The sequence below is a fragment of the Photobacterium swingsii genome, from assembly GCF_024346715.1.
GTDB classification, from domain to species: domain Bacteria; phylum Pseudomonadota; class Gammaproteobacteria; order Enterobacterales; family Vibrionaceae; genus Photobacterium; species Photobacterium swingsii.
The window spans coordinates 543,759-558,333 of the sequence record NZ_AP024853.1; the positions used below are offsets into that span (position 1 = coordinate 543,759).

Below are 14,575 nucleotides of genomic sequence, written 5' to 3' on the forward strand. Positions count from 1 at the left end.
ACCTAGTCCTCCATCAGGTGTTGCACTGGCTTTTTGCTGACAAAACCAACGACGCTGTCGCCACACCAGCGTCGTTTGCTGCTATTACGGTCTAAATACCATCAATTCGAATTGTTTGTTGATAAACCATATCATGCTGATTTTATTTACGGTAAGGTGGTGACATCTCAACAACAGAAACGAATTTATGCAGTTAATGATTGAGCAATTAAAAGAATCAAAAAATACTTGGATGGCAAGTCACGTCGCTGATGCAGAATACCCTACCGCATTGAGTGAAAGCGGTTTAGCTTTGTACCAAGCACTTCATGCCTCATCTTCTACTTCACAACTCGTTTTACCGCTTACGGCTCGTACTAACAGCCTCTCTTTCTATCCCGTTGATTGCCATCCGCTAACAATTCGTTATGCCATGACGTTAGCGAGCTTTTGGAACGATGAGCAACAACGAGAAGCTGTAATGGAATACCTCACCCAAATAATGCTTGAAACCGATTCAGCAGCAACCTTATTTGTCGGCTTTTTCAAAGGAAAGCCAGCTGCATGTGGCATGGTATTCCAAAACAAAGAGGACGCTCTGATTTGTGATGTTCATGCGCTCCCTTTACCAAATCAAGATGATTTAATAGAAGAAATGACCGCTTACCTATCCACTCAAGTCGCGCCCACTAATCAATCTGTTCACTTAGAGCAAACTGCGCTGTAATCTCCCTTCTATATGAGCTGACCTAATGGTCAGCTTGTTTCATATCATCTCTTTTTGTAATTGATTTTTGACGATTTTTATTTCACTTACCATACTTGCGGTACAGGGAATAAAAATAGGAAAGCGCAATGAAAGGGATCATTTTCACCGAATTTCTCGATATCGTTGAAGACGCGTTTGGCTTGGAAATTTGCCAACAGATGTTAGATGAAGCCTTTGATGAAGGCAGCTATACAGCTGTAGGAAGTTATGACCATAAAGATCTCGTTAAACTGATCATCACATTGAGTAAAATCACTGACGTTCCCGCCACTGATTTACAAGAAGTTTACGGCAAAGCCGTTTTTTCACGCTTACTTAAAAGTTTACCTATCCCTATTAATGATAAAACCTCCACCTTCGATTTTATTCGCAAGGTAGAAGAACATATCCATATCGAAGTAAAAAAACTCTACCCTGATGCGACACCACCTCGTTTTGATTTTATTTCTGAAACGAATTCAATCATGACGATGGATTACCACTCAGCTCGCTGTATGTCGCATGTTTGCCTTGGCTTGATACAAGGTTGTGCTGACCATTTTAATCAAAAAATCCATGTTGAAATGGACGCTATCAAGCCAGATCAAAGCCATGTTCGTTTCCATATTCAGTTAGTGGCTAGCTAACTATGAACGAGCAACGGCACATTGAGTTATTACTAAAAAAGCTCGACAGAGAAAAGTCAGCCCGCAAAGCGGCTGAGAAACTGTTAGAAGAAAAAAGTCTCGATTTATACAATGCTAACCAACTATTGCAGCATTCAGCCGAAAAGCTAAAAGAACAAGCAGAGCTAGATTCTGAACGTTTGGCATACCAAACAAAAATTGAAACTATGCTGCTTAGCTATGGCCAACGCTTTCTTTCGCAATCACTCACCCCCCGCTTACTCAATCAGCTCGCCAATGAACTGGTTGATAGCCATTCTGTACGAGCGGTTTGCATGCATATTAATCCCCTAAGTACGATGGATTTTAATGGCGAATTTTTTAGTGGCCGCCGCCAACAATGGGTTGTCCCCGAGGCATTACAATCCACCTCAAGCTACTGGGATGAGACAGAAGGGATATATTGGGTTGCACTGACTTATCATAATGAAATAGTGGGCTTTTTTGCCGCCAGAATCAAAGCAAACGGTTCTTGGTTAGCGACGATCCAAAAGCATATCGCGCTATTCGGCGAAATGCTGCGAACTACCATAGGCCGCCATATAACCCTTGCTTTGGCAATACAAGCCCGTGAACGTGCTGAGGCCTCGGAGCAAGCGACACGCGATTTCCTTGCAATGATAAACCATGAACTCCGCACCCCACTCAATGGCTTACTGGGCACGGCTGAATTGCTCGGTGAAAGCTCACTCGATACTGACCAACGCAAATTACTCACAACACTGAACCACTCTGGTGAATTACTCCGCGCGATCATTAATGATCTGTTGGACTACAGCAAGATCAATGCTGGTATGCTAGAGCTCATTAATGCCCCTTTTAATACTTACTCCATAGCCGAAAAGCTTCAAGCCGTCTTCATGCATCGTGCATCTGAAAAACAGCTTGATTTTAAAGTCACCATTAATGACAACATCCCTCCTTATCTCATCGGCGATGAAGATCGTATTAAACAAATATTCGTAAACCTAATTGGTAATGCGATCAAATTTACGCAGTACGGTAGCGTTAATGCACACATTGACTGGCGAGATGAACAGCTTGTTTTCTCAGTCAAAGATACTGGCTGTGGTATTGCCATCGACCAACAATGTAAATTGTTTAAACCCTTCAGCCAAGTGGACATTTCAAGTAAACGTAACCACGAAGGTACAGGCTTAGGGCTGGCAATTTGTCGACAACTCACTTTACAAATGGACGGTGAGATCACCCTTGTCAGCGATTTAGGCAAAGGTTCTACCTTTACAGCAATCCTCCCTCTTGCCATTCACGATCATCAACCGATAGTAGAAGAAACCACCGCAAAACCTATCTCTAAGCCACTCGACAAGCTCTCCATTCTAGTCGTTGAGGATTTAAAAACTAACCAGATGATCATCAAACTCATGCTCAACAAAATGGGAATAGAACCTGAAATTGCAGACAATGGGAAAATTGCTCTCGATACACTTGAGAACACGGAGTTCGACCTTATTTTGATGGATTGTCGAATGCCCACCATGGATGGTTATACAGCCACCAAAACTTTACGCCAGCAAGGTTATACCAAGCCAATAGTGGCATTAACAGCAGGAACAACAACAGCAGAAAGAGAGGATTGTTTAAATGCAGGGATGGACGATATTCTCTGCAAGCCTTATCAGTCATCTGAATTACGTAACATAATAGAAAAATGGGGGCTATAGTACCCCCACCCCAGCTCTATCATCGTCACTTTCAATGAAAAGATATAATAAAGTGGCAATCAGCTATATAGAGTAACTAGCGTGACACTGTCACTAGTGCATTGGCAAGGTAATCAATTTTTTGCTCTTGCAAGCCCGCAATATTGACGCGGCCATCAGCCACAGCATAAACAGCAAATTCATCACGTAAACGGCCAATTTGCTCTGGGGACAATCCAGTTACCGAGAACATACCTTTATGTTTTTCAATAAAATCAAATTCATTCGAGCCAGCAGCTTGAATCGCTTTCACCAAGCCAGTACGTAAATTTAATAAGCGCTGATTCATTGTTACTAACTCGGCTTTCCAAGCTTGTGTTAGTACTTCGTCTTGTAAAATTTTGGCAACAACAGCAGCACCATGATCAGGCGGCATAGTATAAGTTGAACGCGCTAGGTTCAAAATTCGCCCTTTCGCTTTCTGTGCTTCTTTCAGTGAATCACTCACGATAATGGCTGCGCCTGTTCGTTCGCGGTACAGGCCAAAATTCTTAGAGCAAGATGTCGCAATGATCATTTCTTCAACGTTATCAGCAAGGAACTGTAAGCCCGCAGCATCTTTCTCAAGGCCGTCACCAAACCCTTGATAAGCAATATCAACAAATGGCAAAAAGCCGTTCTTATTAGCCAGTTCGGTTATAGCTTGCCAATCTGAAAAAGTGATATCGGCACCCGTTGGGTTATGGCAACAACCATGCAATAGCACAACGTCTTTCGGGCCTGCTTTCGCCAACTCAGCTAACATGGCTTGGCTATTTACTTGTTTTGTTGCCTTATCAAAGTAAGGATAAAACTTAACTTTTAAGCCTGCCGCTTCCATCACAGGTTTATGGTTAACGTAACTTGGGTTTGTTAACCAAACCGTGGTATCAGGCTGAGCAATGTGCATTAAATCAGCCAGCATTCGCAGTGCACCACTCGCACCTGGCGTTTGTACCGCAGCAGCTCGAGAATACGCTGATGTGCCTTTCAACAACAGATCCATCATGGATTGGTTAAATACTTCATCGCCCGCTAAACCAACATAGGCCTTAGTGGTTTGCTCGGCTAACAATAATTGCTGTGCTTTTTGAACAGCCTGCATGATAGGTGTCTCACCGGCAGTATTGCGGTACACGCCAATACCTAAATCGACTTTATCTGCTCGCACATCTTCACGGTATGCTAATGAAAGCGACAAAATAGGATCTAATTGTGCAGGGCTAAGTTGTTTAAACATTGCGTAAAAATTCCATTTCAGGCTAGTAATATGTTCAAAGTATCACACTCGTTAAAAATATCACGGTGTTATTCACTCTCAACAACCACTATTTTGGCGCATAAAAGCGAGAAAGTGTGACATCTGAAGGTATTCTATTTGATCTTAGTTAATGAAAGCTCAACTTACAGTGGAAAGGTGCTACCAGCGTTCTACAGTAAGAGTAAGTAAAGAAATAAATGGAAATATGCACATTGAGGAGGCAGTCATGAGAAACAATGCTGATGTTCGTACGCTGCTAAGTGTATGCGAAAAAATAAAATCACAAGGTCAAATCATAGGTGAAAAAGGAAGCCAGTTAGACGGAATAACCTGTCAGGAGAGTTATGATGGTTATAGCATCACACTTGCCGATGACAACGTCAGCTTGGACATTAATTTCCACAATACTTACCACTTCCATACTGCCAATGAAGATCCTGAAGGTGTGATTAACCAAACAACGACAGATTTTCACAGCAACAATGAAACTCAAATCCAAGCTTTTATGAAAAAGCTGGTTATTTTGGATGAAACTTACTAATTCTACCCACATAATTTGTCAGCATGTTTGTTCTAACATGCTGACTTTGTTGAAATAACCAACACCTCAGTGCACACATCAAAGCCAAATAACTCACTGAAAACACAAAGTGTTTAAAACCCCAACAGTCACGTCGCTAGCCTATTTACAGACACCAGCTTCATCTATATTATTCACCGCACTTACGGAGAGATGGCTGAGTGGTTGAAAGCACCGGTCTTGAAAACCGGCATACGTTTGTAGCGTATCTAGGGTTCAAATCCCTATCTCTCCGCCACATTTAAGAAAGGCGCTAATTTATTAGCGCCTTTTTTGCGTTTGAGCTGACGTGAAAAGGATTTGTTCCAAATCCGCCGCCCCAAAGCACTCCACCCTATTAAAAAAACGCTGAAATTTCAGCATTTTTTCATCCGAACTTTGTGATTAAAGATAAGCTGCAGAGCTTTATACGATTTTGCTAATAGTGTTGAAGTTATAGCACCATCCGATGATCTGGATGAATGGAATGGCGTAGAAAAACAAACTTCCAATACAAGAAAAGGGAATGAGGAAAGGTTAGAAAGTTAAATAAGATTTCTAACCTCGCCACATTTATCGTAATGAAAAAGTATAAAAGGGGAGTAAATTGAATTGCGCTACCCTTTAAACCCTTTACCTACCACATATACTTCTCGAGAGCGTGGACGTGAAGCTGCAGGCTTACGAATAATTACTTTGCTAAAAGAGCTTCGGACATCTTTAACATACTCTTCATAGCCAACGCCTTGGAAAACCTTAGCACAAAAGTTACCACCCGGTTTTAAGACATTACGCGCCATATCCAGAGCCAACTCAACAAGATAAATGGAGCTATATTGGTCAGTCGTTTTTACGCCACTCAAGTTAGGTGCCATATCCGAGATAACCACATCAACCCCTTTGCCCTCTAGGGTTTCCAAAATACGCTCATACACAGCTTCATCAGTAAAGTCGCCCTGAATAAAGGTGACATCCATCAGGCTATCCATAGGCAATATATCAGAGGCGATCACCTTGCCATTATCCCCAACGATCGGAGCGACAATCTGCGACCAACCGCCTGGTGCAGAGCCAAGATCCATAGCGATATCTCCCGGCTTGATCAGCTGATCTTTTTCGTTAATTTCAATCAACTTATAGCTTGCTCGCGATCGATAACCATCGACTTGAGCTTTTTTTACATAAGGATCGTTAACGTGTTCATCGAGCCATTTTTTACTGGTTTTTGAACGTGCCATAGGTTGTTCGCCGTGCTGGTAAAATATAGGAGCGCTATTGTAATCATGTCCTGTTGTTTTGCAAATATCTCCTGACTTCCAGTGGTGACATTTTGCTAAACAAAAGAGTACAATCCCTGCGAAAACTTGGTAAGGCACAATATATGAAACTGGACCATCTATGAAACTGGATAATGCAAAGAAGCTGCATCAAAAAAAATACCGTGAGCAGTTTGGCCACTATTTAGTCGAAGGGGAACACCTCATCCTCGAACTGGATAAAGCAGCACTGGCTCAGCCCTATCTAAAAAACACCATTTTATATGTGACTGATGAGTATCAAGCATGGGCACAGCAGCTCAATCACTCTTACACGATCATTGAGATAAATAAAAAACAGATGGCTGGACTGAGTGATACCAAAACACCACAAGGTATCATCGCCTGTGTTCCTTTACCCGCTCAGACAGAGAAAGCACCTCTACAAGATGGTGAGCGTTGTATCTACTTACATGAAGTACAAGATCCTGGCAACCTAGGCACTATTTTGCGTAGCCTAGCGTGGTTTGGGCATTTTCGCTTGTTATTAAGTAACAACAGCGTCGATCCCTACAATCCAAAAGTCGTGCGCTCAAGCATGGGAGCTATTTTCCACTTGCCTATCGAGCAAGGCGTTGAGCTTACTGAGTTAAATCAGCGTTTTAAACGTTTTGCTTATCTTGATATGCAGGGTGATAAGGTTAATACACCCCAGTTTTCCGACTATGAATGTTACCTATTTGGTAACGAAGCCCGTGGCGTACCAAAACAAGCTTTAGCTGATTGTAACGCTCAGCCTTTTACTATCGCAGGTAGCGGCAAGATTGATTCATTAAACTTGGCTAGTGCTGTTAATATATGTGCTTATCAATTATCGATATAAATGCACTATTACAACTGCTCATAAATTGATTTCCCCTTATAGTAAAAAATATATTGAGCGACAGAGTTTACTTGTTTGAAGTTATTTCGCTTCTTCCAACATTCAGATCATAAGCCTCCGCAAAAGGGGCTAAGTGAATATTCCATCACACGTAGCACTCCGTCATATAAATTAAGCCAGCATAACTTGCTGGCTTTTTCGTATATGTAGACAGTGACTTTAGATGATGCAAATAACACAAAAAGACCGATTGTAAAAACCGCCCTCCTCCCTCATTTATAACCACACCTGTGTAATCGCTTTCACAAGGAAGCATAATGAGAATATGACCCCAATGGGTTGTTTTGGCATCAAAGCCACAATAACCACCCAAAAATATCGATTTACGTACCAATATTAACAGATGTGACAGTTGTAACAATTTCACCAAGGGTAAACGTTTACAATCTTGCGCAGATAACAATACAACAGGAACAAAATAATGTTGAACATGGAAAATGGTCTGAGCTTTATCGACATAACAGTCTTTGCACTTTATGTCGCCATTATTATTGGTGTAGGCCTTTGGGTATCTCGTGATAAGAAAGGGGCACAAAAAAGTACTGAGGATTACTTCCTTGCTGGTAAATCTCTACCTTGGTGGGCAGTTGGTGCATCACTGATTGCTGCCAATATTTCTGCAGAACAGTTTATCGGGATGTCAGGTTCTGGCTACTCAATTGGCCTTGCCATCGCATCTTATGAATGGATGTCTGCCATTACGCTTATTATTGTTGGTAAGTATTTTCTACCTATCTTTATCGACAAAGGGATATACACCATTCCTGAATTTGTCGAAAAGCGTTTTAATAAACAGTTAAAAACCATTTTAGCGATCTTTTGGATTGCACTGTATATCTTCGTTAATTTAACGTCCGTTCTTTACCTTGGTGGCTTGGCGCTGGAAACCATTCTTGGTATTCCATTGATGTACTCTATTATTGGCCTTGCTCTTTTTGCCCTTGTTTACTCTATCTACGGCGGTCTTTCTGCTGTCGTTTGGACCGATGTTATCCAAGTCTTCTTCTTAGTACTTGGCGGCTTCATGACAACCTTCATGGCTGTCAGTTACATCGGTGGTGATGAAGGTTGGTTTAGCGGCCTATTCAAAATGGCTGAAGCGGCACCTGCACACTTTGAAATGATCCTAGATCAAAGTAACCCGCAATACATGAACTTGCCAGGTATCGCTGTGCTTATCGGTGGCTTATGGGTGGCTAACTTATATTACTGGGGCTTCAATCAGTACATCATCCAACGTACTTTGGCGGCTAAATCGATTGCCGAAGCACAAAAAGGGATTGTATTCGCTGCATTCCTTAAACTTATTGTTCCTTTCCTTGTGGTGCTACCTGGTATTGCTGCTTACGTTATCACCAATGATCCTGAATTGATGGCAAACCTAGGTAGCATTGCACAAAACAACATGCCTAGTGCCGCACACGCAGATAAAGCATATCCTTGGCTGACGCAGTTTCTTCCTGTCGGTATGAAAGGCATTGTGTTTGCAGCATTAGCCGCTGCGATTGTTTCCTCTTTAGCATCAATGCTTAACTCAACAGCGACCATCTTTACGATGGACATCTACAAAGAATACATTGCGCCTAACTCTGGCGATCACAAACTGGTTAACGTTGGTCGCATGGCAGCCATTGCAGCACTGATTATTGCGTGTCTAGTCGCACCTATGTTGGGCGGCATTGGCCAAGCATTCCAATACATTCAAGAATATACAGGCCTAGTAAGCCCAGGTATCCTTGCGGTGTTCTTACTGGGTCTATTCTGGAAGAAAACCACCAGCAAAGGTGCCATTATCGGTGTGGTAAGCTCAATCCCATTCGCACTGTTCTTGAAAGTGATGCCACTATCAATGCCATTCATGGATCAAATGCTATACACATTACTGTTTACCCTTGTTGTGATTGCATTCACCAGCTTAAGCACATCGGTTAACGATGACGATCCAAAAGGCATTTCTGTAACTGCATCTATGTTCGCAACTGACCGCAGCTTCAATCTAGCGGCTTACGGCATCATGATAGCGTTAGCGGTACTGTACACCCTATTCTGGTAATTTTACTTACCTCCTCCTATATCTTCAGCTCCAGCCATAATGGTTGGAGCTTTTTCATTTACGGACACTATGATGGATTCAACATTACTGCCTAATATCGTAGCTTTCCTCAAAACGATAGAGCCTTTTGCCCCACTCCCTAACGAAGTGCTTGATAAAATAGCCGCTAACACAGAAATCCAATTCCTCGGCAAAGGCGAATCACTCTCTGCAAGCAGTACCCGAAAACAAAACCTGTTTATTATCCGTTCAGGCGTGATTGAGCAACGGCTTCCTGATGGCAGTTTGCGTGCTCAGTTAGGCGAAAAAGATATTTTTGGCTTTAGCTTCGAACATGACAACTATCGAGCGAATGCATTAGAAAACTGCCTGATCTATCGTTTCGATTACGCCTCGTTATTACACAACGTGACCGATTACCCCAAAGTCACTGAGCAATTAGCGTTAAGCGCTAACCAACGATTGCAATCGACTGTGGACGTACAATGGTCTGAGAGAGAAAAAGGATTATTTTTCAAGCCAATTAAAGAAGTTATGAGCACTCATATTGTTCAAGCATCTCCCTCTATGACCATTCAGGACATTGCTCGCCTCATGCGTCATGAAACAGACAGTTCTTGCGCAGTTATCCTTGATGATAACAACGCAAACAACACCTTGATTGGGATGGTGACGGACAAAGACATGACAAAACGCGTTGTGGCTGATGCAGTAGATATCACCTTACCCATAACCCAGATTATGACTGAACAACCTTGGACGATTGGTAATGATGACTTGGTGCTTTCAGCCGTCAGCCTCATGATGAAGCATAACGTCCAAAACGTGCCGGTGATAGATGCCAATAAACAGGTCGTTGGATTAATAACCCCACAGCTACTGGTGCAAAAGCATAGCGTACAAGCCGTTTTTTTAATTGAAAAGATTGGGTGCTGTCAATCATTAGAAGAACTGGCTAAATTGGCGATTGAGCGACAAGCAATCTTTGAGGCAATGGCTGAGGCTAACCTACCACCTCAGCTCATTGGTCAGGTACTGACAATGATTTATGATGCTTTTACTCATCGACTCATTCATTTAGCGGAAAAAGCGCTCGGTCCAACACCTTGTCGCTATGTTTGGCTTGCAGCGGGGTCACATGCACGTGGAGAAATTCACCTCAATTCCGATCAAGATAACGCATTAGTACTCGACGATAATGCAACAGACAGCGATCGCGCCTATTTCAACCACTTCGCTATGTATGTTTGCAAAGGTCTCGCGGAATGTGGTTATACGCTTTGTACTGGCCGTTTCATGGCTGCAACACCCAAATGGTGCCAGCCACTCTATGTGTGGATGCAGTATTACCGTAAATGGGCAAATAACCCTGAATATGACATGTTGCTTAGCCTAACGGTCTTTTTAGAAATCCGCCCACTTGCGGGTGACGAAACGCTTTTTCAGACACTAGATAAACAGCGGATTTCACAGGTTAAAGGCAATGTACGCTTAATGTCAGCATTAGTCAGAAACGCCCTTAAAACACGGCCCCCTCTTGGTATATTCAATAACCTCGTACTTGAAAAAGAAGGGAAAAATGGCAGGCGCCTCGATATAAAGAAAGCCGCTATAGGTCACTTAGTCGATCTCGCGCGGATCTATGCACTTCACGATGGTGGAGAAATGTTGTCCACCGAAGCCCGCTTACGTTTTGCTTTAGATAAACAGTCAATAAATGACAGTTCGTATCAAGATCTAATTGGTACCTATCAATATGTGATGCAATTACGCTATAGCCACCACCTACGCTGCTTACGAAGTGGCAAGCCTTTATCTAATGCATTAAACCCAGATCATTTTGGTAGTTTTAGCCGCCAGCATTTAAAAGATGCTTTTAGAATCGTAAGTGGATTTCAGGACGCAATAAAAATGAAGTTTGGGGCCTAAGAATATGTTCGCTTGGTTCAAGCCTTCACCATTAAAACAACTGGCTGCGCAGCAACGCCTGCTAACGTCACAGGTCCAATCTGAACCTTTGCTATCATTGGTCAATGCCCCACTTCCTGACAACCGCACGGACGCAAGATTGCTCGATATTATTGTGATAGATTTTGAAACCAATGGACTAGATCCAACGAAAAACACAGTATTGAGTATCGGCTGGGTAGAGATAAAAAAAGGCATCATAGACCTAAGTACTGGCCACCATTATTTAGTCCGTAGTCAATCCCCCATTACGGCTCATTCGGCTACCATTCACCACCTATTACCCGAACAGCTAAACCAAGCAGGGTTAGAAGAAAACCTCGCTTTTTCACAGTTACTCAAAGCAATGGTTGGCAAAGTCGTGATCGCCCACGGTTGTGTGGTTGAAAAAGGATTCTTAGAACATCATATCCAAGCACATTATCAGTTACCATCACTCCCCGTACTTTGGCTAGACACACTTAAAATTGAACAATACTGCAACCAACTTCGCGCAAGGAAACCAGACTGGCGCCTTGCTTCTATACGTAAGGCTTACCACCTTCCTGACTACCCTGCTCACCACGCCCTCATGGATGCTATTGCAACGGCTGAACTTTATCTTGCCCAATTGCATGGCTTATTTGGGTCATCACCCGCTCAGCTAGAAGTGTTAATGAAAGCCTCACAGAACTAGCTATATACCCATCAGAATTATGACAAAAATGTCATGTTTCAGTCCCGCTTTAAGTCATCAACGAAGGAATAGAATGAACTCAAGTTAACCAAGAACCCGTAAAGGAAAACAAATGAAACTGATCAAAGCAGCCTTAGTGACAGCAACACTCACTCTATTAAGCACAAGCGTATTTGCAAGCCAGTTTGGCTACTCTGCAGGCAATGTCGTGGAAAGATTGGGGGCACGAACCATTAAAACAGATGCGGTTCAAACCAAACAAGAAGCCTATCAACTTGGATTAAGCCAGCTTCATCAGCTCAACAAAGCTAAGCCTGTAGAACTAAGCAAAAAACTCAAAATCTCAGGTGTAAACATAGATCGCCGCCAAATACACCTTAATGAAGGTGGTTACGTAACAGTAGAAGAGTTTATGAATACTGATGGCCAAATAAGTTATAAAGGGAAAATAAACGTCAGCTTCCATTATCCTGAGCGCGATTCGAATAACTAATTCATTCCGTTAAACTAACCAGAGGCTATCATTGCGCCTCTGGTTACATATAGTAAGGCAATGACCACCGAACAGAATCATCACCCCCAGCAAGCAACCATAAAACCAATGACCTCATCATATTAGATGAGATAAGATAATTTCGCGTTCACAGCAATAAAGTCCCCAGCAATTTAACTAGTTGAAGAATGAAAATATTAATCGTAGAAGATGAGCCCAAAACGGGCGGCTATTTGAAAAAAGGCTTTACCGAATCAGGGTACGTGGTCGATCTCTCGCAGGATGGTGTCGATGGACTCTACCAAGCAACCAGCAATCATTATGATCTCATTATTCTCGACATCATGATCCCTAAGTTAAACGGCTGGCAGATATTACAAACACTGCGTGGTAGCCAACTAGATACCCCCATTATCATGCTATCGGCCAAAGATCAGGTAGATGATAAAGTCAAAGGCCTTGAATTAGGCGCAAATGATTATGTTGTTAAACCCTTTGCGTTTGTTGAACTGCTGGCCAGAGTCAAAAATGCCCTCAGGCACCAAACGGGTCACGCAAAAACCGCAACAAGCTTATCCATCGCTGACCTCTCGTTGGATTTATTAAAACGCACTGTGCGTCGAGGTGGTGATACTATCGCTTTAACCGCCAAAGAGTTTTCACTGCTTGAGCTGTTTTTGAATAAAAAAGGGGAAGTCTTGTCCCGCACACTCATCGCATCAACAATCTGGGATATGAACTTCGATAGCGATACTAATGTCATTGATGTCGCAGTGAAAAGATTACGCGCCAAAATAGACAAACCCTACTCAATTAAACTCATCCACACTGTGCGTGGTATGGGGTACAAACTTGAAGAGCTAAGTGTATGAGGCTGACATTGAAAAATTCAATGGCAACAAAGTTGATTGCACTGTACATGGCCTCTTCCTTTATAGTTCTCGCTTCTTTTGCTTTAATTGTCCAATATGCCATCAAACATCATTTCTATGCTCAGGATTATCAACTACTCAATAGTAAGTTTTTGACAGTCGCTGCGACATTAGATGACCTTCAAAGCAATTCATCACCAGCACTGACAGAAAACTTCACATACCTTTGGGTCATTAATCATGATGGGGCACTCACTTATAGCAATTCCAACCAGCCTCTCCCCCCAGCACTATCACATCAGAATGCATTAGAATGGAAGGAAGGTGGCGAAAGTTACAGGGGGTTCAGATTCAAGATTAAGCATCCACAATACGATGCCATTGTCTTGGCAGTGAACACGGGTTACCACAACAGCTTTATCAACGAATTAGATATAGTGCTAATTTGGACATTTCTTATCAGTAGCCTTATTTCAAGTGTTTACGCCATATTCACCGTTAAAAAAGGATTGGCACCTTTACAGGGACTACAAAGCTACCTTAACAATATAAACACTCGGCAACTTGATATTCGCATACCAAGCAATGACCTACCTGTAGAGCTTTCTCAGCTTGTGGAGACACAAAACAAAATGCTGGATCGCTTACAGTGTGGCTTTAATAGACTCAGTGAATTCTCTTCTGATATTGCTCACGAATTGAAAACCCCACTCACCAATATGATGACGCAAACTCAAGTTGCTTTATCATCAGCGCGCACCATCGATGAGTATCAAGATATTCTCGGCTCCAATGCAGAAGAAATTGAGCGATTAAACAAAACAATTAGAGATACCTTATATCTTGCTAAATCAGAGAATCAACTACTCCATAGCAATAAAGAACCACTTACATTGGCCGTTATTATTCAACCACTGATCGAATACTACGAATTACTGGCTGAAGATAAAAATGTCACAATTGATATCGTCGAACTCAATTTAACAGAAGGCGGTGCCCAATTTGGTGACAAGCAAATGCTGCAACGTGCTATTAGCAATATACTGTCTAATGCTTTGCGCCATTGTGACTCAAATACAGCGATTGCAATTCAACTATCATCCGATGACAACTTCAACGTAATAAAAGTCATCAATACTGGCGAACCTATTCCCGCTAGTTCACTACCCTATCTCTTTGATCGCTTCTATCGCGCCGATAAATCGCGCAAACATACCAGCAGCGTTGGGGCTGGATTAGGGCTTGCCATTACTAAATCGATAACTCAAGCACATGGTGGGGACATTAGTGTTAGCTCGATCCAACGAGTAACAGCATTTAGCTTAATGTTGAAAAAGGATGGGATGTAAACCGCCAGTTTAGTAGGAAGAGCAAATTA

At 42.3% G+C, this 14,575-nt stretch carries 13 protein-coding genes and 1 tRNA gene; 12 read left to right on the forward strand and 2 right to left on the reverse strand.

All coding sequences use genetic code 11. The annotated features are described in order from the left end of the window. Nucleotides 1-187 precede the first annotated feature (187 nt). From OCU77_RS19800 to OCU77_RS19810, 3 genes are all read left to right on the forward strand, one after another. The gene (locus OCU77_RS19800) at nt 188-706 is read left to right on the forward strand and encodes a hypothetical protein (protein WP_107302704.1); all 519 of its coding nucleotides are present in this window, start codon (nt 188-190) and stop codon (nt 704-706) included. A 128-nt stretch (nt 707-834) separates the two neighbouring features. Then, nucleotides 835-1,374 (forward strand): heme NO-binding domain-containing protein, encoded by a 540-nt coding sequence (locus OCU77_RS19805; RefSeq protein WP_048899014.1) that lies wholly within the window; start codon nt 835-837, stop codon nt 1,372-1,374. A gap of 2 nt (nt 1,375-1,376) precedes the next feature. Further along, nucleotides 1,377-3,098: an ATP-binding protein gene (locus OCU77_RS19810; RefSeq protein WP_107302705.1), complete on the forward strand. Its 1,722-nt coding sequence runs from the start codon at nt 1,377-1,379 to the stop codon at nt 3,096-3,098. 76 nt (nt 3,099-3,174) lie between these two features. Here OCU77_RS19810 and OCU77_RS19815 read toward each other — a convergent pair whose 3' ends face one another. Further along, nucleotides 3,175-4,356 (reverse strand): amino acid aminotransferase, encoded by a 1,182-nt coding sequence (locus OCU77_RS19815; protein ID WP_048899013.1) that lies wholly within the window; start codon nt 4,354-4,356, stop codon nt 3,175-3,177. A 247-nt stretch (nt 4,357-4,603) separates the two neighbouring features. Between OCU77_RS19815 and OCU77_RS19820 the strand changes: the two genes are divergently transcribed. Next, complete coding sequence (locus OCU77_RS19820) at nt 4,604-4,918, forward strand: DUF3081 family protein (protein ID WP_048899012.1); 315 nt, start codon at nt 4,604-4,606, stop codon at nt 4,916-4,918. A gap of 186 nt (nt 4,919-5,104) precedes the next feature. Then, nucleotides 5,105-5,195, forward strand: a tRNA-Ser gene (locus OCU77_RS19825). A gap of 358 nt (nt 5,196-5,553) precedes the next feature. On the opposite strand, the gene rlmE is transcribed toward OCU77_RS19825, so the two are convergent. Next, nucleotides 5,554-6,174, reverse strand: coding sequence for a 23S rRNA (uridine(2552)-2'-O)-methyltransferase RlmE (rlmE, locus tag OCU77_RS19830; RefSeq protein ID WP_048899011.1), 621 nt, complete (start codon nt 6,172-6,174; stop codon nt 5,554-5,556). A gap of 160 nt (nt 6,175-6,334) precedes the next feature. Between rlmE and OCU77_RS19835 the strand changes: the two genes are divergently transcribed. From OCU77_RS19835 to OCU77_RS19865, 7 genes are all read left to right on the forward strand, one after another. Further along, nucleotides 6,335-7,075: a TrmH family RNA methyltransferase gene (locus OCU77_RS19835; RefSeq protein ID WP_048899010.1), complete on the forward strand. Its 741-nt coding sequence runs from the start codon at nt 6,335-6,337 to the stop codon at nt 7,073-7,075. 481 nt (nt 7,076-7,556) lie between these two features. Further along, a complete protein-coding gene (locus OCU77_RS19840; RefSeq protein WP_048899009.1) occupies nt 7,557-9,188 on the forward strand; it encodes a sodium/sugar symporter in 1,632 nt (543 codons plus the stop codon). 69 nt (nt 9,189-9,257) lie between these two features. Further along, nucleotides 9,258-11,117: a DUF294 nucleotidyltransferase-like domain-containing protein gene (locus OCU77_RS19845; RefSeq protein WP_239685973.1), complete on the forward strand. Its 1,860-nt coding sequence runs from the start codon at nt 9,258-9,260 to the stop codon at nt 11,115-11,117. A gap of 4 nt (nt 11,118-11,121) precedes the next feature. Further along, nucleotides 11,122-11,832 (forward strand): 3'-5' exonuclease, encoded by a 711-nt coding sequence (locus OCU77_RS19850; protein WP_048899007.1) that lies wholly within the window; start codon nt 11,122-11,124, stop codon nt 11,830-11,832. 112 nt (nt 11,833-11,944) lie between these two features. Then, nucleotides 11,945-12,325, forward strand: a complete 381-nt coding sequence (locus OCU77_RS19855) for a DUF3316 domain-containing protein (protein ID WP_048899006.1) — start codon at nt 11,945-11,947, stop codon at nt 12,323-12,325. Nucleotides 12,326-12,513: 188 nt separating this feature from the next. Next, nucleotides 12,514-13,197: a heavy metal response regulator transcription factor gene (locus OCU77_RS19860; protein ID WP_048899005.1), complete on the forward strand. Its 684-nt coding sequence runs from the start codon at nt 12,514-12,516 to the stop codon at nt 13,195-13,197. Between the two features lie 20 nt (nt 13,198-13,217). Next, nucleotides 13,218-14,546 carry a heavy metal sensor histidine kinase gene (locus OCU77_RS19865; protein WP_239685972.1) on the forward strand — a complete coding sequence of 443 codons (1,329 nt, stop codon included), beginning with the start codon at nt 13,218-13,220 and terminating at the stop codon, nt 14,544-14,546. Nucleotides 14,547-14,575: the final 29 nt, after the last annotated feature.

Excerpts from the sequence above, each read along its gene's own strand:
- rlmE (WP_048899011.1), bottom strand. The coding sequence starts at position 6,174 with ATGGCACGTTCAAAAACCAGTAAAAAATGGCTCGATGAACACGTTAAC.
- OCU77_RS19865 (WP_239685972.1), top strand. The coding sequence starts at position 13,218 with ATGGCAACAAAGTTGATTGCACTGTACATGGCCTCTTCCTTTATAGTT.
- OCU77_RS19815 (WP_048899013.1), bottom strand. The coding sequence starts at position 4,356 with ATGTTTAAACAACTTAGCCCTGCACAATTAGATCCTATTTTGTCGCTT.
- OCU77_RS19810 (WP_107302705.1), top strand. The coding sequence starts at position 1,377 with ATGAACGAGCAACGGCACATTGAGTTATTACTAAAAAAGCTCGACAGA.
- OCU77_RS19860 (WP_048899005.1), top strand. The coding sequence starts at position 12,514 with ATGAAAATATTAATCGTAGAAGATGAGCCCAAAACGGGCGGCTATTTG.
- OCU77_RS19840 (WP_048899009.1), top strand. The coding sequence starts at position 7,557 with ATGTTGAACATGGAAAATGGTCTGAGCTTTATCGACATAACAGTCTTT.
- OCU77_RS19835 (WP_048899010.1), top strand. The coding sequence starts at position 6,335 with ATGAAACTGGATAATGCAAAGAAGCTGCATCAAAAAAAATACCGTGAG.
- OCU77_RS19800 (WP_107302704.1), top strand. The coding sequence starts at position 188 with ATGCAGTTAATGATTGAGCAATTAAAAGAATCAAAAAATACTTGGATG.
- OCU77_RS19805 (WP_048899014.1), top strand. The coding sequence starts at position 835 with ATGAAAGGGATCATTTTCACCGAATTTCTCGATATCGTTGAAGACGCG.
- OCU77_RS19850 (WP_048899007.1), top strand. The coding sequence starts at position 11,122 with ATGTTCGCTTGGTTCAAGCCTTCACCATTAAAACAACTGGCTGCGCAG.
- OCU77_RS19820 (WP_048899012.1), top strand. The coding sequence starts at position 4,604 with ATGAGAAACAATGCTGATGTTCGTACGCTGCTAAGTGTATGCGAAAAA.
- OCU77_RS19855 (WP_048899006.1), top strand. The coding sequence starts at position 11,945 with ATGAAACTGATCAAAGCAGCCTTAGTGACAGCAACACTCACTCTATTA.
- OCU77_RS19845 (WP_239685973.1), top strand. The coding sequence starts at position 9,258 with ATGATGGATTCAACATTACTGCCTAATATCGTAGCTTTCCTCAAAACG.